The organism is Flavobacteriales bacterium (assembly GCA_019694795.1).
Taxonomy (GTDB): Bacteria; Bacteroidota; Bacteroidia; order Flavobacteriales_D; family UBA2798; genus UBA2798.
The window spans coordinates 23,930-45,714 of record JAIBBF010000021.1; the positions used below are offsets into that span (position 1 = coordinate 23,930).

Consider the following 21,785-nt stretch of genomic DNA (forward strand, 5'->3'; position numbering starts at 1 on the left):
AATTTAGAGTCGAATTTCCTTGCCAAAATTGGATTTTCTTTATTTTTAAAACCGCAAATCATTTATTAATCAATCAAAACTGCTATGAAAAAACTCTCTACTCTAGTATGCGTTTTGCTTGCCGGTGGTTTTGCGAATGCTCAGAATACGGGCGTTCCTGCAAAATCTCCAGCTATGGTCAACGTAAAGAAGACTGCTGTTATGGAAAAACGTGATGTTGTAAACGGAGCATCGCATTCGGGTAACCGCGCCATCATTTGGAGCGATGATTTCGATAACAACCCAACTACAGTTTGGACACGTACCAACACTTCAGTTCCTGCTCAGGACTGGGTTTTTGGAACTGCTCTTCCAAATTCACTCGTAACTCAAGGATTTGATGCTGTGTTAAACTCTGCTTCAGGCGGAACTTTCGCTTATGTGGATTCTGATGGTGCTGGTGGAACTGCTACACAAAACTGTAACCTGACAACTACTGCTGCAATTGATATGTCGGCTGCTGCATCTTGCCAGTTAACTTTTACTAACTATCACCGTCGTTACCTCGAAACTCATACGATTCAGATTTCTACGGATGGTGGTTCTACTTGGACCGACTTCGTAGTTAACAGCCAATACCCAACCAGCACTACTTCACCAAATGGTGAAATAGTATCGGTTAACATCGGTTGTGTTGCTGCTGGTCAGTCTAACGTATTAATCAATTTCAACTATCAAGGTGCTTGGGACTGGTTCTGGGCTATTGATGATGTTGTAGTTGAAGATGCGCCTGCTGATGAAGTAAACATCGTTTCTGGTGGATTCCAGTGCGACGATATGAATATCTTCGGATTCCATAACCGTTACACTATTTTCCCAAGTAATGAGGTTCGTCCAATGAGACATTATGGTGTTATTGGTAATGGTGGTGCAAATGCTCAAACCGGAGCAAAAGTTGTGGCTCAGGTTACAAATTCAACCTTTACTGTTCTTTACACAGGAATGGGTGCTGGTCAGAACTTAGGTACCTGCGCTAGTGCTACTTTAAACGATACTACAACTACTGTTTATACTTCTGCCGGAACACCTGGAACATACAACAACATCATCGCTGCTGCTTATAACAATATTGCGAATGATGCTGATTTGACCAATAACGCTGATACTATTCAGCATTGGGTGAACAATACACTGATCGGACAAGATGATAATACTTACCGTGGAAATGGTCTTTGGAATGGTGAAACTGGTGGAGTTTCCGATCCATATGTAATGGGTAACCTGATTGAGTTGTTAAGCAACCAAACGGTTTATGCAATTGATGTTGCATTAACCGGTAACACCGATCCAGGAGTGCTTCTTTGTGCTCAGATTTACGAAGTAGACCAAACTACAGGTGACTTCAACATTGTTGACGAAACTTGCGGAGGTGCTGCTGAAATTACTGTAAACAGTGGTCATATTTCTTCTGGCGGAACCATCACTTGGGTTCACAACATTTTCCCTGCTCCAGTTTCTTTAGCTGCTGGTGGGTCTTACATCGCTGCAGTTAATCACTACGGTGGTAACGAAGCATTGGTAGTAATGCAAGGTGGTACAGGAGCAGATCAGCAAACTGTATTCTTATTGGATGGTACGAATGCTACATGGTACTACATGACATCAATCCCAATGATCCGTTTCAACTTTGATGCTTCAATCGGTGTAAACGAAATCACTAACGGTAACCTTGAGCTTTTCCAAAACGTTCCAAACCCTGCAAATGGTACAACTTCTATCCGTTTCAACCTTTTAGACAATGCGGATGTAGCATTTGAAATGGTTGATGTTACTGGTAAAGTTGTTGCTACTGCTGACCTTGGTAACAAAGGAATCGGAAACCACACTATGACTTTAGACGTTACAAAATTTGCTACTGGTATCTACTACTATAGCATTATTGCTAACGGAAACCGCATGACCAAGAAAATGGTTATCAGCGAATAATTGATTATTATCAATGAGAAAAGCCCCGCGAAAGCGGGGCTTTTTTTTTAACTATACCGTTCACTTGTTCATTACCCCCTTTCAATCGTTAAACTCATCCGATGCCTAAACCACGTAAATATTGGGCTTACTCTTGCGTTAAATTTGTAAAAGAAAGAGAAAGCAATATGAGAAGGATGATAGAATATATTTTTAAGTGGAGCATGAGTGAAAACAACAACACCGTTGCCGAAAGCTCCAGAAATGAAAAAGTAGAAAAACTCTTTCAGAAAAGTACCGGTGGATTATCGCCAAGTCCCTGGTTTATGATTTAGGCTCTTTTTTGTCCTCAATACATGTGTCGCTACACGCGATAAAGAGTAATGCTTATTTGGTTTTGTTTGGGAAAAAAGTCCTCGTCGAAAGGCGGGGGCTTTTTTATTGCGCCAGTTTGTCCTTCAACGTTTTCATGAATTTGGATGCGTACACAAAATCGTTGATTTCTTTATTGTCGGTACGTATAATATCTTCCTTCGTTCCCTGCCACCATTTCTGGCCTTTGTAGAGGAAAATAATATTTTCTCCAATCTCAATTACGGAGTTCATGTCATGGGTAATCACCACCGTGGTGATGCCATATTCTTTCGTAATTTCTTCGATGAGGTTATCGATTACAATCGATGTTTGCGGATCGAGACCAGAGTTGGGTTCGTCGCAAAAGAGGTATTTGGGATTCATGGCAATGGCACGTGCAATACCCACACGTTTTTTCATACCACCCGAAATTTCCGAAGGAAACAAATGATTTTTATTTTCAATGTTAACGCGCTTGAGGCAAAAGTTGACCCTGTCGAGCATTTCTGATTTGCTCATTTTGGTAAACATTTTAAGCGGGAACATTACATTTTCTTCTACGGTTAATGAATCAAAAAGCGCGCTGTACTGGAAAAGAAATCCGATATCCTGACGAATTTCCAATCGTTGCTTTTCGCTCATATTGGCGAAGTCCTTCCCATTGTATAAAATGGATCCTTTATCGGGATTTAATAGTCCAACCACACACTTGGTAAAAACCGATTTACCACTTCCGCTCTGACCAATAATCATATTGACCACTCCCGGGTGAAAATCGACGGAGATGTCGTTCAACACCTGAACCCCACTGAATGCTTTCGATATGTTTTTAATTTCAATCATAACAACAGCCACTGAGTGAGCAGGTAATTGGCCAGAAGAATAAATATGGATGAGATCACTACAGCGCGGGTACTGGAACGTCCCACTTCAACGGATCCTCCCGAAGTATGATAACCATAGTAGGATGCAATGCTGGTGATTAAAAATGCAAATACCACTGTTTTGGTAAGGGCGTACTGAATGGAATAGGGGTCAAACCAATATTGTATTCCGTAAACATATTCGTGGGTGGTGACTTCCCCGGTCATTACTCCAAACATCCATCCTCCAAAAATGCCAAGGAACATGGAAATAATAATGACAAATGGGAACATGAACATTGCTCCTAATACTTTTGGCAGCACCAGGTACCCGGCCGAATTCACGCCCATAATGTCGAGGGCATCAATTTGCTCCGTTACCCGCATGGATCCGATTTCGGATGAAATATTCGAACCCACGATTCCGGCCAGAATCAGTGAAATAATGGTAGGGGAGAACTCTAATACAATGGATTGCCGCGCGGTAAATCCCACGGTATACAAGGGGATAAAAGGCGAGTCGATGTTGTACGAAGTTTGAAGGGTAATTACTGCTCCAATAAACAGCGACATGATGGATACGATACCCAGGGAATTAATTCCCAGTGCAATGCATTCGTCGATAAACCGATGATAATAGATACGCAGTTTTTCGGGACGACGAAAGGCCGACCGCATAAACAAGAAATACCTGCCTATTTCATAAAAAAATCCCTGCAGAAACATGATGTGGCACGAAATTACGATTTTCCCCGACAATTATCTCCTCCTTGCGTTAATGCTTATGTTTTCGTATATTTACACTATGAAAATGATTGGAAAACGCCCTCTGATTACCTTGCTATTAGCAGCTATGGTGCTTTCTTCTTGTGGCTTGTTCAGAAAGAAAAATAAATGCCATACTTGTCCAACCTGGAGTATGGAAATGAAAGCCGAACAGCAGGACGAAGTACGTTCCTGATAAATTCTTGATTCTTGATTAGCGAAAGAGAACTTGAGCACAGGTTATCTCCCTATTTGCCTTCCGGAACTGCAGATACCATTGCGCGTTGGATTGTAAAATCGGGTGTGCATTTTAGAATTACCATGCCTCGTAATTCGGTGTATGGCGATTATCAGCATCCGTATGGTGGCAAGGGACATCGCATTACCGTGAATGGAAATCTCAATGCATTTTCATTTTTGGTAACCACTGTTCATGAATTTGCGCATTTAGAGTGCTGGCTTAAACATGGAAACTGGGTTAAACCACATGGTGATGAATGGAAATGGGAATATAAAAACCTGATGCGTCCATTCTTAGAACGTCACGTTTTTCCTGATGATATTGAAAAAGCATTACGGAAATACATGGCTGATCCCGGGGCCTCGAGTTGTTCCGACGGAGATTTGATGCGTACATTAAAGCGCTATGACCGTATTCGTCAGATTTTACTGGAAGAAATCTCCGAAGGTGTTGCTTTCCGCTTATCGGATCGTGACTTTATTCGGGGTAAAAAACTGAGAACCCGCTATGAATGCAAGGAAATAGGTACGGGTCATGTTTATTTAATCAACGGAACGGCCGAAATTGTCCTCTTAGAGCCTTAATTCTTCTTCCTTTTTTTACCTTCGCGAAAATTCTTTTAACCTATGCAAAGCTCTTTGGAAAAAGCACGAACTCTTAAGGTTTCCCACATGGCCGAAAATCTGATTGGTTCAGAAATTATTAAACTGGCCGGTGAGATCCGCGAGAAAATGGCAAAAGGTGAAAAGATTTACAATTTCACCATTGGTGATTTTAACCCGAAAATATTTCCGATTCCTGTAGAATTGAAGCAGTACATCGTAGAAGCTTACGATGAAAACGAAACGAATTATCCCGAAGCAAATGGAATGGGAGCATTGCGTAAAGCAGTTGCATCATTCACAAATAGCCGGATGGGATTAAATTATTCCGAAAATGAATTTCTGATTTCGGGAGGTGCCCGTCCGATTATCTATGCCGTATACCGCACTATCATCGATCCGAAAGATAAAGTGGTATTCCCTGTTCCTTCCTGGAATAACAATCACTATGCACATCTTACTTCATCGCAATGTGTAATGATTGAAACTACACCGGAAAATAATTTTATGCCTACTGCAGATGAAATTCGTCCTCATTTACACGATGCAGCAATGGTGGCTTTATGTTCTCCGTTGAATCCAACAGGGACCGTTTTTTCTAAGGAAGGTTTGGAAGAAATCTGCGATTTAATTCTGGAAGAAAATAAACGAAGAAGTCCGGAACAAAAACCGTTATACCTGATGTATGATCAGATATACTGGATGCTCACCTATGGCGAAACCAAACATTTCGATCCGGTAACGCTTCGTCCGGAGATGCGCAATTACACGATTTTTATTGATGGAATTTCCAAATCATTTGCTGCTACCGGTGTTCGTGTTGGATGGGCTTTTGGTCCGGAACGTGTTATTGAAAAAATGAAATCGATTTTATCGCATGTAGGAGCTTGGTCGCCCAAAGCGGAACAAATGGCTACGGCGAAATACCTGAATAATGCGGCAGCGGTAGATCACTACATGGCCGATTTTAAAAATGAAATTCAATTCCGCCTCGAAGGTTTTTACAATGTATTTAAGCGTTTGAAAAGTGAAGGATTCAATGTTGATGCCATTGCTCCCCAGGCGGCTATTTATTTAACGGTTCAAATTAATTTATTGGGCAAAAAAACGGCAAGCGGAGAAGTGTTGGATACCACAGCAAAGGTGACCTCCTACATTCTGAATGATGCGAAAATTGCTCTTGTTCCATTTTATGCATTTGGCGCGTCGGTTGAATCGAACTGGTATCGTTTATCGGTGGGAACTTCACAGAAAAGTGATGTGGAAGCGGTTTATGATGCATTGAAAACCTCACTCTCCAAATTACAATGAGTTCTATCAACAAAAATAATTATGTAGTCATTATGGCCGGCGGAATCGGAAGCCGTCTATGGCCGATGAGCAGAACTGCCAACCCGAAGCAATTTCACGATGTATTGGGTGTTGGTCGCACGCTTATTCAAATGACCTTCGATCGTTTTAAAGACATTTGTTTACCGGAGAATATGCTGGTTGTTACCAATGCTCAGTACAAAGAGCAGGTGATGAAACAACTTCCGGAGATTCCTGAGAAAAACATTTTGTTGGAGCCCGATCGCAGAAATACTGCACCATGTATTGCTTATGCTTGTTTTCGGATTGAAACGGAAAATCCGGATGCGCGCATTGTAGTTGCTTCTTCGGATCATTTGATTTTAAAAGATGATGTTTTCCGCGAGACAATTTTACTTGCACTCGATCAGGCCTCTGCTAAAGATTGTTTAATTACGCTTGGAATAAAACCGAGCAGACCGGATACCGGTTATGGCTATATTCAGTTTGAAGATGATGCTGACACCATTGATCCGCAAGTAAAAAAGGTAAAAACATTTACTGAAAAACCCGATTTAGAAATTGCAAAACAATTTATTGAAAGCGGAGATTTTTACTGGAATTCCGGAATTTTTATCTGGAGTTTGAAATCGATTTTAAAAGCATTTGAAAAACATATGCCGCATACCAACGGATTATTCGTTGAGGGCAGAGGTAAATATGGAACAGATGCCGAAGCGGGGTTTATTCAGGATACCTATCAGCAATGCAAAAATATTTCCATCGACTATGGTGTGATGGAAAAAGCAAAAAATGTATTTGTGGTTTTGTCGGATTTCGGATGGTCGGATCTGGGCACCTGGGGTTCATTGTATACCCATGTGAAACAGGATGAGAATAAGAATGCGGTAGTTGGAAGATCCGTTAAACTTTACGACAGTTCCAATTGCATGGTGAATGTGCCTAAAAATAAATTGGTGGTTATTCAGGGACTGGAAGATATGATTGTAGTTGAATCGGATAATATTCTGCTCATCTGCAAACGATCTGAGGAGCAAAAAATAAAACAATTTGTAAATGATATTAAAGTTGAAAAGGGCGATAAGTTCGTTTAATTTCTTTTCAATTTTTTCTCTTAACGGGGTTTATAGAATATTTCTATAGCCCCGTTTTTTCCTTTATCGGAAACCACATCTACGCTTTTCTTTTTAGATCCGTAATCGATATCCACCGCTGAGGTATTGGGAGGTTGTGAGCCCATGTTTTCGGCGACTACCACCACATAGTTTTCGCCGGGTTCGAGATGAAGCGTGACTTTCTTTTTCTCCCGTGCAAGCGTGAAATTGTCGAGAATCAATTCACCGTTGAGATAGACCGATACAATATCACCATCAATCATTCCCCGATCGTAAATTTCGAGTACAACTGAATCATCACGTGTGGTGATGGAGGTTTGAATATCTAGATCACGTTCGTTCACTTTATGGTGAGAGGCAATGGCATTGGAATTACGTTCCCGTTTAACTTTTTCCTTTTTGGGTTTGCGGGGTAAACCGAAATTGTAACGGGCATTCAGCATAATGGTGCTGCCCTGAAAAATTACCTCACTTTTTCCAACCGAATTTCCATGTTTGAAAAATTCATATTCCTGCACGTATGAAGGCGACATCGGTAAATAAACCATGATGGCAAATTCGGTGGATCTGGTTTTGTCTTCATTAAACTGACGAAATCCAAATTCGAAATTCATCACATAGGTGTTTTTATTGGAACGGATGGTTTTAGTAGTAAATCCAGTATCGGAAGTGTTTAACCAATTTTCTGTTTTACCGGTCTCAATTCGTGTAAATCCATTGCGGTGAAAAGAGCTTTGTCCGAATGTACTTCGCAGATACAAGAATTTGTCGCCGCCTAAAACGGAATTGCTGTTCAGGTATCTTCCGTATTGGAGTCCGCCCGAATACAAAAAATACTTATCCATTTCCACCCAATAACCGATGAGTTGTCCGTTGTACACATATTGAAACGGTGGAAGAAACTGATAGATGCATCTTCGGATTTGAAACTCACCGTAGAGTCCGATAAAATTATTTCCATCTCCGAAAAACCAGCTGTGTCCGGCATTCACTCCCATACTTGTATTGGCCAACAAACTCGGATAAGTTCTTCCCTGGTTATCGGATAATGAACCGAATCCTTTACTGGGTACCCGGACGAAATGCTCCGTTCCTGTTTCGCGGTGAATCGTGGTTGGCGACCATCCGATAATTCCAAAATTCCCACCGAAATTCCAGAATCGGGTAGTGGGGGCATTCTCTTCTTCCTGGGCATGGAGATTCGACATGAACACGCATGTAAATAGAATAAGGAGGAAGCAGAAGCGGAAGTTCATGTTAAATCCCATTGCAGAAATTGTGCCTTTTATATTCGGACTCAAGTTCGTAAATTTATTGCAATTCATAAGAATGAATATTAAGCAGTCGGATAAAGAAAAATACCTGGAAGAATTTCGCTCGGTGATCGAGAAGAAGGTGAAACTGCGCGATGAGGAATGGGAAGAAATTCGAAAGCTGACGGTTTTTCGTTCCTTTAAAAAGGGAGCAACTGTGGTTAGCGAACATGATGTTGAACAATGGATCAGTTATGTAGGAACGGGTTTTTTGCGGGGATATTTTTTAAAGGAGGGAATTGAACATACCATTGCCTTTACCTATTCGAAGAATTATTGTGCATCATTGGGCTCCTTTGTTTCGAGAAGAGCTTCTAAATATTATATCGAGGCATTGTCTGATGTCGTGTTGTTGTCGATATCCTACGACAATATGCAGTTGCTGTACGATCAATTTAAATCGGTAGAACGCTGGGGCAGATTGGCAGCGGAGGAGGTATTGACCGGATTTGAATGGCGACAAGCGGAGTTGATGTCCTTCACCGCAGAAGAACGCTATCAGCTTTTTGTAGCGCGGAGTCCGGAACTGATTGCAAAAATTCCACAAAAATATTTAGCCTCGTATTTGGGAATGACACCCGAGACATTTTCCAGACTAAGGAAATTAACACTTAAAAATTCTTGATATAGATCAATTTTTGCACTTAAAACACGGAATAGATTTGTCGAAAAAACAATCATGACCAATCAAGAACTTATCCTCGATCTGAAACAAGATGTTGAACAGCTCATTGCTGAAACGCAAACGCGGTTTTCGGTCCTGAACAAAGAAATGGTGCAGCGTAAACCGGAAGAGCATTCATGGTCCATTGAACAATGTTTTGCGCATCTCTGCTCGTACAATGCCCATTATAATGCTGCATTTAGAAAAGCGCTGCAACATGCAAAATCGGGGAGTCCCCAGTCACTTCATCGCCGTACTTTTCTTGGTAAACTCTGTATTAAAGCAGTGCATCCGGATAATATCGGAAAAAAGATGAAAGCCATTGCGCGGCATAATTATATTGACAAACCCATTGACGGGAATGTGATTGAACGTTTTCTTGCTTATCAGTACGAATTATTGGAATTGCTGGATTTGGCGAAAGACAAGGACCTGCAAAAAACGAAGGTGAATATTGAAATTGCCAAATGGTTAAAACTGAATCTTGGCGATTTCTTTTATTTTTTGATTTACCATGAAAAACGACACGTGTTGCAGGCGAGTCGCGTTTTAGAAAAAATCAATCGTTAAAAAACCGAATCATATCCCGGCGATCTTTTTTTGTTGGACGTCCCGTTCCTGATTCACGGAAAATCCCGCTGTTCATTTTAATGGTTTTCCATTTTTCAATTTCGGCCGGATCTGTTTTTTCTGCGCGATAGGTTTCTACTTCCTTAGCCGCAACACGCGATTTGGGGAAATCCAGTACCTCGTATTTTCGGATGATGGATTGAATTTTTACTTCCAGCAGATCTCCCTTTTTTACTTCATAGGAAGCTTTTAAGGGCTGACCACCAATCTTTATTTTACCTCCCTTACAGGCATCTGCAGCCAATGTGCGGGTTTTGTAAACCCGAATGCACCAGAGGTATTTATCGATTCGCATGGCCATTGATGTTCAAATATCGCGCTTTCTTAACAAATGAATGCGGATTTCATTTTTCCTCTGCTCATTTTTATTTCTTTCTGCCGGATATATTTGCATCCATGGAAAGGCACATCATGGAATTAAATCGTTTGGAAGACCTGAACATGGTTTCCGAATCGATGATTGCCTTATTAAAAAACTATCCGCATTGGGCCTTTTACGGCGAAATGGGAGCGGGCAAAACCACCTTGATCAAATCGATTTGTCGTCATTTAGGCTATGAGGGTCCCACCGCCAGTCCCACCTTCGCTATTGTGAATGAGTATCCCTTAAATTCAGGTAAACGCATTTTTCATTTCGATTTTTATCGTCTCCGCAATGAAAGAGAGGCCTTGGATATTGGTCTGGAAGATTATCTAGATAGTGGTGATTATTGCCTGATGGAATGGCCCGAAAAGATTTTAAACCTTTTGCCTGCCGATTGCGTAAACATTAAGATTGTGGCAAAGTCTCAAACAGAACGTATTATTTCAATAGAAATACCATGAAAATTTCACAGGAAGCACTTAAGTCTTTAGCAATGGAAGCGGTAATGATGCCGCAGGAAGAAATGCTTGAAATCGGGCGAAAGAAAAAGAGCTTGTACATTGGAATTCCCAGAGAGACATCGTTTCAGGAAAATCGTGTGGCGCTGGTGCCGGATGCGGTCCAGTTGTTGGTGAGCAATGGGCATAAAGTAGTGGTGGAGACCAATGCGGGAAAAGCAGCCAATTTCTCGGATAACGAATACAGCGAGGCAGGAGCCATGATCGCTTACGATACTTCTGAAGTGTTTAAGGCCGATATCATCATGAAAGTGGCACCGCCGAGTCACGATGAAATTAACCTGATGCATCCTCGTCAAACCCTCATCTCTGCATTGCAGTTGAGTGTTCAGCCAAAGGATACGCTGAAGAAATTAATGGCCAAAAAAATCACTGCCATAGCATGGGAACACATTCGTGATGAAGAAGGTATTTTTCCGGTGGTTCGTTCCATGGGAGAAATTGCGGGCACCACCAGTATTTTAATTGCTGCGGAATACCTCAGTAAATCCAATAACGGAAAAGGAATGATTATGGGAGGCGTTGCAGGAATTACTCCCACAGAAGTATTAATCCTTGGCGCCGGTACGGTAGGTGAATACGCAACCCGAAGCGCATTGGGCTTGGGTGCATCCGTAAAAGTGTTTGATAATTCATTGTATCGCTTGCGTCGTTTACAAAACGATTTGGGAATGCGCATTAATACCTCCATTATTCAGCCACGCGTTTTGGAAAAAGCGATGAAATCGGCCGATGTGGTTATTGGCGCCATTCGTGCTAAAGCAGGGAGAACGCCTTGTGTTGTGACAGAAACCATGGTTGAAGGAATGAAAGAAGGATCGGTACTGATTGATGTTTCCATTGACCAGGGAGGTTGTTTTGAAACTTCGGAAGTTACCACCCACACCAATCCCGTTTTTGTGAAACATGGCGTAATTCACTATTGCGTTCCGAATATTGCATCCCGCGTTCCCCGTACGGCCTCTTATGCACTGAGTAATATTTTTGCGCCGGTATTAATTAATCTTGGCGACAAAGGTGGTGCTGAGCGACTGATTAAATCGGATTTCGGATTTAGAGGTGGTGTTTATATTCTGAATGGAACACTCACAAATCCTCTTTTAGGTGAGGCGTTTGGACTCCCGTATAAAGATATTGACTTGCTTTCTGCCGGACTCTGATTATTTTTGAAACATGAAATTCTGGCAACGTTTTCGTTATTATCTCATTGGTGTTTCCATTGGATTAATTGCATCTGTATTCTTTTTTCAAAACCGTGGATGTGGATGGTTACCACAAAATCGGGTATTAGATAAAATTTCCAATAGCGTAATTACACGCACCGATTCGATGAAATGCGTAATGGAATGTCACGGAATTACCGATGAAGATGTTTTCCATTTGTTGCAGTACGGCGATGTATTGTTTTCGGAAAGTAATGTGCAAACCACACCACGTATGTACGTCATCAGCGCAGAGCGATTGAACGATGAAAAGGAATATAAGCTTGCATTTATATTGCACGACACAACCACGTTGATCAGTGGAGTAATCAGTTCCGAGAAGTGTAATTGTGGAGATAAAGACGATAAGGATGCGCATATATTATATATGCCCGATGAAATGGTGAAAAAAATGTTTTTGAAAAAAGATATTTCCATCACCGAAACCGGAAACTGTAAAATGAATCATTATGGTTTACATCCGGATACTGTTGTAAATTATTTAAAAAGCGGAACAATTGATAACGTTCTCAGCACTCCCTTATCGGAGCCTCATCCACGTTATTTTGTAAGGAAGAAAAATGTCCTGCTACAGGTAGAAATGGCAGAAAAGAAAAACCGAATCATCGATGTAATTGTGGAAGGCGATACGACCACGATGAATTGCGAGTAATTCAATGATTTAATATTTCATTTAATTGCATACCTAGCCATTGTGAAGCAACTTCTTCATTTCTGAAAACTTTAGATGGAATGGGTGGTTTAAAAATTTTCAGGTAGAAATTTGCAGCAATTTGAATGGCGGAATTGTCGACCAATATCGCTTCTGCTACTCTGTGTTCGTTAAGGCGACTACTTTTTGATGCAAATTGACGAGCTTCTTTGCTGAAGTAAACTCGTTTTCCGCGCAAGTCAACCAGAGATACAACTTTTCTGTCTCCAATCATCGACAGGCAGCCTTCATGTAATTCTTTGTACTCTTCGAGTGTGACCGGTTTATCTGAATCACGAAAGGTGACAATAAAGACATCTTCCGAAATAAATCGGGCTGAGGCAATTTTGCAATTGAAAATTAATTCCTGCGCAAAGGGAATCATTACAAGAAACGGCTTGAACGGATTTTAGAACCTGAAGAAGGATATACAAAGCGAAGCGCAATTTCCATTCCGCCTCTTCCAGTACTTGCCTGTGTTAAATCCGAAACATTAAGATCATAACTGAATCCGACTGCATATCCTCCAAATTGCAATAGGGTGGTTAAAATTACCGCATCTTTATTCCGGTAAAAACATCCTAATGAAATAGAAGAACCGGTTACAAATCCGGTGAAATGTGCATCCTCCACAAGGCGATACCGGACATTTGTTCCCATTACTAATTCTCTTGATCCTCCCTGTAAACTATAACTCAATCCCGGAACAATGCTAATGCGTGAATGCGGGATTCCGAACAAAGCATTTCCATATAAAACATATTTACGATACAAACGTTCTGAACCATCTCCTAAAAATGAATAATCAGGTTTGTGAACGTGGAAAACAGCGAGTCCACCTGTTGCCATAATCTGATTGTTACCGGTCAGATTTTTTTCGCCTTGTTTATAGGTGTACGCGATTCCTGTTCCTAAATCAAGAAATGATTTGGTGAAATTACCAGATGCAGATTCTCCTGTTGGTAAAAGCGGATTATAAGCCGTTCCATCATACTGTGCACCCCATTGCAGATTGGTAGTATTTACGGATCGTTGCGCATAGCCACCCATTACACCCAGACCAAGCGTTTGTCCGTCTGCAATTTTCAAGTGATAGGCTACATTCAGATTTCCTTGCATCACACCCATTTTTGCATCGCCTGCACGATCTGAATAAAAGAAAATACCTCCGGCCCAGAATCCGTTTTTATTTTCACCAAAACGCATGTCGTAAGATGCACCGATGGTTTTATAAGGTGAAGCAACGCTTTTCCATTGTTCCTTATAATTTACGTTAGCACGAATCTCAGATTCATTCCCTGCATTACCGGGATTAAGCTGCATGGGAGCCATGTAGAATTGAGAAAAGTGAATGTCCTGTCCGAATACCACGGAAGGAATAATGATTGTCAGAATCGCAACTGTTTTTTTCATGATCATCATTATTTAAAGAGCGTTACATTTCCTTGTTTTTCTATTTTTTCACCATTGGTGAGTGTAGCAGTGAGGTAGTAAAAGAATACAGCACCGTTCATTGGCTTATCGCGAATGGTTCCATCCCAGGATTCTGCCGGATTGGTGGTTTCAAATACTTTTTCTCCCCAGCGGTCGAATACAGCGAAGTATAATTCCTGTATACAATTACCATAAACTTTTAACGTATTGTTCGAAGCATCACCATTGGGTGAGAAGGCTGTTGGAACAAACAATTCGCCGCATGGCATATCTACAATTACTATTACGGTATCACTTCCAAAACATCCATTTGCATCTGTTCCGTTAACGATATAGGTGGTAGTTGTATTTGGCGAAGCATAAGGATTAGCGCAATTGCTGCAACTTAAACTTGAGGTTGGTGTCCATGTGTAAACAATTCCTCCTGTTGCAGAAAGCTGCACGCTGTCGCCCTGCAAAATAATTTGATCTGCACCGGCAGAAATATTCGCTGTACCAATGGTAGAAATAGTTCCACTTGCACTTGCCGTACATCCATTGGCATCTGTTACGGTTACTGTATAATTTCCTGCTGCAAGATTAGTTGCAGTTGTTCCGTTTTGCGATGGAACACTATTCCAGGAATATCCAAAAGGATTTGTTCCTCCACTCACCGTTGCAGTTGCTGAACCATCATTCGCACCACAGTTGGCACTTGTTGTTGTTACCGTTACTGCAAGTGCAGCAGGTTCAATGATCGTTACGTTGATGCTGGCGCTACAACCGGATGCATCGGTTACGGTGGCAGTGTAAGTTCCTCCTGCTAATCCACTCGCGGTGTTTCCACTTTGTGCTGGTGTTGTATTCCATGTAACGGAAGTTGGTGGCGTTCCTCCGCTGGTAGTTACGGTTGCTGTTCCGTCGGCATCACCGTTACAGGTGACATCCGTTTGCGTGCTTAATGTAATGGTTGGTGCTCCAACGTTACTGATGTTTGCACTGGCAGTTGCAGTACATCCATTCGCATCCGTTGCAGTTACGGTATAAGATCCTGCAGCAAGTGCTGTGGCAGTGGCTGTATTTTGTGCGGGACTCGTATTCCACGAATACGAAATTGCACCTGTACCTCCAGTTCCATTGGCAGTAGCTGTTCCATCACTTGCTCCGCAGTTAGCAGGTGTTGTAGTGGTGGTGACACTTACTGCAGTGGCCGGTTGCGTAATAGTGATGGTAGTTGATCCTACACAGTTGTTGTTATCAGTAACGGTTACCGTATAAGTTCCTGCCGCAAGCGAAGAGAAATTTTGTGATCCTGCTACATTGTTAAATGTGGCAACTGTGTTTCCTCCGAGAGTTAAAACATAATCATAAGGCGATGATCCTCCACTAGCTGTTGCTGTAAAACTACCGGTGGACTGACCAAAACATAATACATTCACTTGTGCACTAGTAGTAACGGTTGGTCCACCCGAAGAGGTAATTGTTGTACTTGCGGTTGCGGTACATCCATTTGCATCGGTTGCTGTAACAATATAATTTCCTGCACCGAGTGATGTTGCTGTTGCTGTGTTCTGCACCGGTGATGAATTCCATGAATAACCAAATGCACCTGTTCCTCCACTCGCTAATGCAGTTGCAGATCCATTGTTATTTCCGCAGGTTGCAGGAGTGGTAGAACTCACCGTCACCGAAGGTGCAGAAGCGGGTTGTGTAATGGTTACCGTAGTTGTTCCCGTACAGTTATTGTTATCGGTTACGGTTACCGTATAAGTTCCGGCTGCCAATGAAGAAAAGGCTTGTGATCCTGCTACATTGTTAAAGGTTGAAATGGTATTTCCACCCAATGTTAAAACATAATCGTAAGGAGAAGCTCCTCCTGATGAACTGGCAGAAAAACTTCCGGTGGATTGTCCGAAACAATTCACGTTTACTTGCGATGAAGTGCTAATGGTTATTGTTGGACATGCAGTACATGCCGGAATGGTTGCAAGATTAAAATACGTAATGGTTGTTCCATTGGCGTCCACCACCTGAATACTATCTATACCTGCACCGGGGGTGACATTGGTTCCGGTGTTAAAATTAATCCAGGTTAAAGCAGGCGGACCAGCAACTTGACCAAAGTTTCCACCGCAAAGTCCTAATCCCGCAACGCAAGTTGAAACCATTGTTCCATTTTGCCAGGTATAAGGACCTGTTCCTCCCGACACGGTATAACTTCCGTTTGTTTCATGACATAAACTTAATGGTGCGCAAGAGGAAACAACAATCGATTGTGTTGATGATCCACATGGTAATGTATACGTCACTGTATAAGTACCCGGACTTGCACTTGCCGGAGTAAATACACCAGTACTGGAATTAAATGCAACTGTTGCAGGAGATACGCTCCAGGTTCCACCTGCTGTTCCCGGTGTTAAAGTAATAGGTGAATCGGATGTACAAAGATTTCCGGGAGGACAAATTGTTGGATCGCAACATGTGGTAGCAATTTGCGCACATGCAGAAGCAGCGAATGATTGAACGGATCCTGTTCTTGAACTGCTTCCTGAATTTCCGGTAGAACCTGCAGCAATTAAATCGCCGGTGGATGTAATAGCAACATCATATACATTAAATGTAGTAGCGAAGAATTGCAATTGATTTAAATTCTGATCGAATTTGTAAACGCCGGTTTTTGATCCTACATAAATATTTCCGCAGTTGTCGATAACAATCCCGCTGTTTTGCGTTTGGTTTTGTCCGAGTGTTGCCGTAAATCCTCCTCCGGGAATGGTGGCAGATGCAATGATTGCGGCGGTGTTAAAATCACGTTTATCTAAACGTGTTCCTCTGTTTACAAATACAAAATTATTGTAATAGGCAATCGCTTCAATTCCTGTATTATCATATCTCCAGTTTTCACATTTATAGGAGAAATTATATCCGCCGTTTTCAACGTGAAATGGACCGCTTTGTCCTGGACAGTTACTTAAATCCTGCGCAACGTATCCGATGGAGTCGTGCGTAAGGAAATAATATTTTTCATTTGTAGTTGCAGTAATGGAACGAACCTCTTGTGTGTTTGGTGGAATCCCTGCAATGGTGGAACCTGTTACCTGAACACTGGCAGTTACATTTCCGGTATTCATATTGATATCATAGATATAGGGAAGGGGAGGTAAAACTCCACCTGTTCCGCCAATTACTAATTTGGTTTGATCGCAATTGAATGCAATATTCCAAAATTCGGTACTGGAAAATAATCCACCTGGATTCGGGTTATTCCACACGACTGTTCCTGATGTATTTACTTTTACAATGGCTGCGCTTGATCCATTAGTTACATATGAATTCCCTGCATCATCCACGGCGAATGTCCCCAACCATGAAGTCGTATCGTATGGTGTATTATACACCCATTGTTGCACACCGGCTGAATTGTACTTAATTAATTGCAATGGCATTACTCCTCCAATGATGTATGCATTTCCTGCAGCATCCGATTCACATTCCCAGATACAATCCCAGTTGGTATTGAAGGCAGGGGATTGAGTCCATGGATCGATTACAATTGTTTTTGTTGCATCGTAATTTTCGAGTGAAAAGGAAATGGTATTGTTATCGACTTTATAAACCGATTTTATTTTCTGGCTTTCGTTGTTTTGGTAGAAAGTAACCGGAGCATGGTCGATGATATCTCCGAATGAAGTAGAAGTCCGGATTGTTCCGTCTTCCATTAATTGAATGTTTTTAGAATAATGCAGTTTTACATCTTCAACCTTGGCACCCGGGTGAAGAATGACTGAATATTTTACACCGCTTTCAGGGTGAAATTCATACACCACATCAATATTCTTATAGAGATTTTTGTAGGTGATTTTTTTATAAGAAGGGATATTGTTTGCGTCCGTCAATTTCCCCTTTGCATCGTAGAAACTATAGGTATGCGTAAAATTATTTTTTTCTGAAGAAACAATTTCAGCATTTGGATTAGCATTGATCCAGTTACAGTAAACTATCTCGGTATTAAAATCTAAACGGTTTCCTTCTTTTTCAAAAACCTGCCAGTCCTTTAACGAATTAAATCCTTGTTCTTTTCTGGCATTTCTCGCAGCTTTTTCTTCATCCGATTTTTTTCGTTTGGCTTGCGATTCCAAAACAATGGCCATACCACTGGGTGTGAAAAAATAATTTTCATAGTGACCATCATGTCCGAATACCACATGATTATTAAATCCATTTTGGGCCGGAAGGATAAACTGACCTTTATTTTCAATAAATGCTTTCGACTCGAATGGATTATGCTTCCATTTTTCAGATTGTGATTTCGCGAATAGTGGCGCAATCAGAAGAGAAAATACAGAAAACAATTTCAAAGAGAATTTCATAGTACTTGGGTTTAGAAATCTTCGTTACAAAATTACCCAGCAGGAATTTTCTGTTATGGGGGCTGCCCCCTCAAAGGCTATTTTGTTTTATTCTATACAGAAAATGGTGAGATGGAAAAAAAATCCCGTCGATAATGATGAAAACCTACTTGCCAAAATTTTCAGAAAGGAATCGACGGGATCCTGAATTATTTTCAGGGACGGATGACCGGTTCTATGATGATTCGGATCATGGTCTTTTTTTGCTTGCTGAACAAATGTAGTAGGTCAACTAAATCGAATTTGGTGGGCTACCCCCTCAATGTTTATCTCGCTGTTTTTCAGAATAAAGTGTATTGGGAAAAGGACTAAACCAATTAGATTTGTTTAAAAAATAACCTGATTTAAATGTTGAGGTTAAAAAAAGAATGCTGCAAGGCGGAAAACTACGTCGGAAAAAAGAACGAAAATGAGGGTGACGTTGTTGGAAAGGTGCCTTGCAGCAAAAAATTATAGGAATTTAACTTCTACGCGACGATTAATGGCGTGTTGTTCTTCCGGACAATCGTCCTTTTTACGACAATTGTTTAATAGTTTCTTTTCACCATAACCAACCGGAACTAATCTGTTCGGAGAAATTCCTTTTGATACCAGGTAGTCGAAACACGATTGCGCTCTTTTTTTGGAAAGCGTAAGGTTATATGCGTCATTTCCCACTGCGTCGGTATGAGCGCTTAATTCGATACGCGCTTCCGGATTTTCTTGCAGGAATTTTACAATGTTATCGAGAATGGGAAAGGAAGAAGGTTGGATACTTGCTTTGTCGAAATCGAAATAGATATTATCAATACGGACCACATTATCTTTTTTAACAATGGGTTTCATGTAAACCGGACTCAATTTCTTTTTTTCTTCGTTGCGTTGTAGTTCTCCAACCGACTGAATATCGGATACGGTGCGATTCTCCGTTTCATATCCGTCTAGCGTATAACGCACACGGTATTTTTTTTCAGGATCGATTAAAAATTCCCATTTACCATCTTTACCTGTAATTACGGAATTAACCACCGATTCACTTCCATCTGCTGCTACCAGAAGTAATTCTACTTTTACTCCGGTTACAGGTTTATCGGTAATCTTATCCATAACTACACCCCGAAGTGTATCCGGAACAAATCGCTTTTTAAAATAATAAATATGATCGTAGCCGGTTTCACCATCGCGATTGGAACTGAAATATCCGTCCTTCGCACCGGGGTGAATGGAAAATGCAAAATCATCTTTCGAAGAATTAAATGGTTTACCCATGTTATTTGCATTTGAGGGCATACCATTTTTTAATTCTGCTACATATATATCACTTCCTCCAAATCCGGGTAAACCACGGGAGGAGAAATACAATTTTCCATCACAAACAATCGGATAAAATTCATCACGATCCGTGTTCACGCTTGTCCCCAGATTTTTGGGTTGCGACCAATTTCCATCATTTGTTTTTGTAGATGAATACAAATCGAAACCTCCAAATCCTCCGGGCATATCCGATGCAAAATACAAGGTATTTCCATCTGAAGATAAACTGGGGAATGCACATGAATATTCATTCGAATTCAGCGATAATTCTTTTACATTAACCCAACTACCGTTTACGTTTTCTGCTTCATACATGTGCAACACATTTAATCCGCTGGTACTGATTCCGGATTTCCCTGCTTTTTTGGTGTTGTATTTTACAGTTTCAGTTGCATTGGAGGTAAAGAATAATTTTTTTCCGTCACTGCTTAAAAATGGAGTCCCTTCATAAAAAGAGCGATTCGTTTCGCCGGGTAAAACAAGCGGTGCGCCAAAATTGATGGAATCTGCAGCTTGAGCATAGGCTAAATCATAATAGGTAGTCTTTACCTGAAAATCCTGATTTTGCGGAAGTGCATAAATTAATCCGTTGTTGTAAAGACAATGCCCCATGCTTCGTCCACCCGTTTCAATATTTGTTTTGTAAGTGATGTAATCCTTTTTTAATGAACTGTTATCTTTTGGCCATTTGCACAGCGCAGCATATTTATTGCTGAGTTCGGGTCGACCCGATTTTTCGCAATAGGCTTTAAATATTTCTGCAGCTTTATCGTATTGCTCCAGATTCATTAATATTTCCGCATACTCAAACATGTTTTCTGCTGAGTTCTCATTTTTAAACTCCATCAGTTTTCCATACCATTCGGCCGCGTTTTTATAGTCGAACAATCGCTTATACGTTTTAGCAATTTGCTGGGTCATGTAAAACTTTTTTACCACCACATTTTCCTGCAGCGCCATTTTGTACGATGCAATGGCTTCGAGGTACATTCTGCGCTTATAAAAATCGTCGCCTTCTTCCAGGTGTTTTCGTTGGGCAGAAGCAAAAAGTGTTATGCTGCTCAAAGCAATGAGCAATACAATCCGAAGTGATTTCATAATGTAAATTCTTTCGTTTAGAATCGTGGTGATTCTAAAATAGCATGTGATTTTTGTTGAATCATGTTAAATACAACCATGATTTCGTGACTTCCATTGGAATAATTTCCAATTTTAGAAAAATTGAAATCGTAGGCATAACCAATTTTCCAGGATGGTGATAGCTGGAAATTTAATAATGCAACGGCTTCCTTGCTGGTGCGGTACGATAATCCTACTCCAAATTTTTTATTGAATACAGCTGTGCTGTTAAAATCAATTTGTAATGGAGCTCCGGAAATGTTTTTGATCATCGTTGAAAAATTCAGATCAAACGATTGGTTCACTTTCCAGCTATAACCTGCATTGATGTACATATGCATGGCATTAAAATTAAATTTCGTTTCACCTTTGTATTCCGATGCGTAAATGATTTTGTTCTGCAAAATATTCGGAATGGAAATTCCCGCGTAAAAATTACTGCTGAAATAATAAGCGCCAAACTTAAAATTGGGCATGGCAAACATGGGTGTGTTTGCTGTGAAAATCGGATCGTTAGGTTGGGTGGTTTCTACCTGACTGAAATCGCTCTGCAATAATGAAAGTGTAGCTGCTGCACCTAAAGATAAATATTGGTTACGCGAAACTTTCATGCGATAAGCGTAGGTTCCCGTAATTTCAATATCGCGGTTCACACCAATCTGATCATGTAAAATGGTAATTCCCGCAGCGTTGTTTCCATCACCAAAAGGTGTGTTGAAATTGAGACCTTGTAATACCGGTGCTCCTGAAAATCCGGTCCACTGCGTGCGGTAAAACGCCGCTCCACTCATACGATTGGTATTGGCAATAGCAGCAGGATTTACAAATCCGTGGTGTAACATATACTGACTCACCAAATACTGATTTTGAGCACTGGCATTGGTTTGTATTCCTAAAATAAGGACAACAACAGCAATTGTATATTTAAAAGTTTTCATATGCTTCAGATAAAA

20 protein-coding genes are annotated in these 21,785 nt (G+C 40.9%); 11 read left to right on the forward strand and 9 right to left on the reverse strand.

What is annotated here, in order from left to right; all coding sequences use genetic code 11:
- Positions 1 to 84 precede the first annotated feature (84 nt).
- The gene (locus K1X56_08255; GenBank protein ID MBX7094697.1) at positions 85 to 1,965 is read left to right on the forward strand and encodes a T9SS type A sorting domain-containing protein; all 1,881 of its coding nucleotides are present in this window, start codon (positions 85 to 87) and stop codon (positions 1,963 to 1,965) included.
- Between the two features lie 176 nt (positions 1,966 to 2,141).
- On the forward strand, positions 2,142 to 2,279 hold the full coding sequence (locus tag K1X56_08260) for a hypothetical protein (GenBank protein ID MBX7094698.1): 138 nt from the start codon (positions 2,142 to 2,144) through the stop codon (positions 2,277 to 2,279).
- Positions 2,280 to 2,382: 103 nt separating this feature from the next.
- Here the strand turns inward: K1X56_08260 and K1X56_08265 are convergent, their stop codons facing one another.
- Positions 2,383 to 3,141: an ATP-binding cassette domain-containing protein gene (locus K1X56_08265; protein MBX7094699.1), complete on the reverse strand. Its 759-nt coding sequence runs from the start codon at positions 3,139 to 3,141 to the stop codon at positions 2,383 to 2,385.
- Positions 3,138 to 3,887: an ABC transporter permease gene (locus K1X56_08270; protein ID MBX7094700.1), complete on the reverse strand. Its 750-nt coding sequence runs from the start codon at positions 3,885 to 3,887 to the stop codon at positions 3,138 to 3,140. Before K1X56_08270 ends, K1X56_08265 begins: the two co-directional genes overlap by 4 nt.
- Between K1X56_08270 and K1X56_08275 the strand changes: the two genes are divergently transcribed.
- Genes K1X56_08275 through K1X56_08290 form a run of 4 tightly spaced genes read left to right on the forward strand, consistent with a single transcriptional unit; the run spans position 3,886 to position 7,174 of the window.
- Entirely contained in the window at positions 3,886 to 4,122 is a 237-nt protein-coding gene (locus tag K1X56_08275) for a hypothetical protein (GenBank protein MBX7094701.1), read from the forward strand. The genes K1X56_08270 and K1X56_08275 overlap by 2 nt on opposite strands.
- A gap of 14 nt (positions 4,123 to 4,136) precedes the next feature.
- Positions 4,137 to 4,751 carry a sprT domain-containing protein gene (locus K1X56_08280; protein ID MBX7094702.1) on the forward strand — a complete coding sequence of 205 codons (615 nt, stop codon included), beginning with the start codon at positions 4,137 to 4,139 and terminating at the stop codon, positions 4,749 to 4,751.
- Between the two features lie 42 nt (positions 4,752 to 4,793).
- Positions 4,794 to 6,080, forward strand: a complete 1,287-nt coding sequence (locus K1X56_08285) for an aminotransferase class I/II-fold pyridoxal phosphate-dependent enzyme (GenBank protein ID MBX7094703.1) — start codon at positions 4,794 to 4,796, stop codon at positions 6,078 to 6,080.
- Between the two features lie 32 nt (positions 6,081 to 6,112).
- Positions 6,113 to 7,174 carry a mannose-1-phosphate guanylyltransferase gene (locus K1X56_08290; protein MBX7094704.1) on the forward strand — a complete coding sequence of 354 codons (1,062 nt, stop codon included), beginning with the start codon at positions 6,113 to 6,115 and terminating at the stop codon, positions 7,172 to 7,174.
- Positions 7,175 to 7,194: 20 nt separating this feature from the next.
- Here K1X56_08290 and K1X56_08295 read toward each other — a convergent pair whose 3' ends face one another.
- A complete protein-coding gene (locus K1X56_08295; GenBank protein MBX7094705.1) occupies positions 7,195 to 8,496 on the reverse strand; it encodes a hypothetical protein in 1,302 nt (433 codons plus the stop codon).
- Positions 8,497 to 8,524: 28 nt separating this feature from the next.
- Between K1X56_08295 and K1X56_08300 the strand changes: the two genes are divergently transcribed.
- A complete protein-coding gene (locus K1X56_08300) occupies positions 8,525 to 9,133 on the forward strand; it encodes a cyclic nucleotide-binding domain-containing protein (protein ID MBX7094706.1) in 609 nt (202 codons plus the stop codon).
- A 54-nt stretch (positions 9,134 to 9,187) separates the two neighbouring features.
- Positions 9,188 to 9,742 (forward strand): DinB family protein, encoded by a 555-nt coding sequence (locus K1X56_08305; protein MBX7094707.1) that lies wholly within the window; start codon positions 9,188 to 9,190, stop codon positions 9,740 to 9,742.
- Here K1X56_08305 and K1X56_08310 read toward each other — a convergent pair.
- Entirely contained in the window at positions 9,732 to 10,097 is a 366-nt protein-coding gene (locus K1X56_08310; GenBank protein MBX7094708.1) for an RNA-binding S4 domain-containing protein, read from the reverse strand. The two genes, K1X56_08305 and K1X56_08310, sit on opposite strands and share 11 nt — an antisense overlap.
- Positions 10,098 to 10,213: 116 nt before the next feature.
- On the opposite strand from K1X56_08310, the gene tsaE reads away from it, so the two are divergent.
- The 3 genes from tsaE to K1X56_08325 are packed head-to-tail and all read left to right on the forward strand — an operon-like array spanning position 10,214 to position 12,559.
- On the forward strand, positions 10,214 to 10,627 hold the full coding sequence (gene tsaE / locus K1X56_08315; GenBank protein MBX7094709.1) for a tRNA (adenosine(37)-N6)-threonylcarbamoyltransferase complex ATPase subunit type 1 TsaE: 414 nt from the start codon (positions 10,214 to 10,216) through the stop codon (positions 10,625 to 10,627).
- Positions 10,624 to 11,844: an alanine dehydrogenase gene (locus tag K1X56_08320; GenBank protein ID MBX7094710.1), complete on the forward strand. Its 1,221-nt coding sequence runs from the start codon at positions 10,624 to 10,626 to the stop codon at positions 11,842 to 11,844. Before tsaE ends, K1X56_08320 begins: the two co-directional genes overlap by 4 nt.
- A gap of 13 nt (positions 11,845 to 11,857) precedes the next feature.
- The gene (locus K1X56_08325) at positions 11,858 to 12,559 is read left to right on the forward strand and encodes a hypothetical protein (GenBank protein MBX7094711.1); all 702 of its coding nucleotides are present in this window, start codon (positions 11,858 to 11,860) and stop codon (positions 12,557 to 12,559) included.
- Position 12,560: 1 nt separating this feature from the next.
- On the opposite strand, the gene K1X56_08330 is transcribed toward K1X56_08325, so the two are convergent.
- The 5 genes from K1X56_08330 to K1X56_08350 form a co-directional block, all read right to left on the reverse strand.
- The gene (locus tag K1X56_08330; GenBank protein MBX7094712.1) at positions 12,561 to 12,983 is read right to left on the reverse strand and encodes a hypothetical protein; all 423 of its coding nucleotides are present in this window, start codon (positions 12,981 to 12,983) and stop codon (positions 12,561 to 12,563) included.
- Positions 12,983 to 14,011, reverse strand: coding sequence for a PorP/SprF family type IX secretion system membrane protein (locus K1X56_08335; GenBank protein MBX7094713.1), 1,029 nt, complete (start codon positions 14,009 to 14,011; stop codon positions 12,983 to 12,985). The genes K1X56_08330 and K1X56_08335 overlap by 1 nt, the downstream gene beginning before the upstream one ends.
- Before the next feature lie 8 nt (positions 14,012 to 14,019).
- Positions 14,020 to 18,381 carry a gliding motility-associated C-terminal domain-containing protein gene (locus tag K1X56_08340; GenBank protein MBX7094714.1) on the reverse strand — a complete coding sequence of 1,454 codons (4,362 nt, stop codon included), beginning with the start codon at positions 18,379 to 18,381 and terminating at the stop codon, positions 14,020 to 14,022.
- A gap of 489 nt (positions 18,382 to 18,870) precedes the next feature.
- The gene (locus K1X56_08345; GenBank protein ID MBX7094715.1) at positions 18,871 to 20,811 is read right to left on the reverse strand and encodes an OmpA family protein; all 1,941 of its coding nucleotides are present in this window, start codon (positions 20,809 to 20,811) and stop codon (positions 18,871 to 18,873) included.
- A gap of 17 nt (positions 20,812 to 20,828) precedes the next feature.
- Positions 20,829 to 21,770, reverse strand: a complete 942-nt coding sequence (locus tag K1X56_08350) for a type IX secretion system membrane protein PorP/SprF (protein MBX7094716.1) — start codon at positions 21,768 to 21,770, stop codon at positions 20,829 to 20,831.
- Positions 21,771 to 21,785 lie beyond the last annotated feature (15 nt).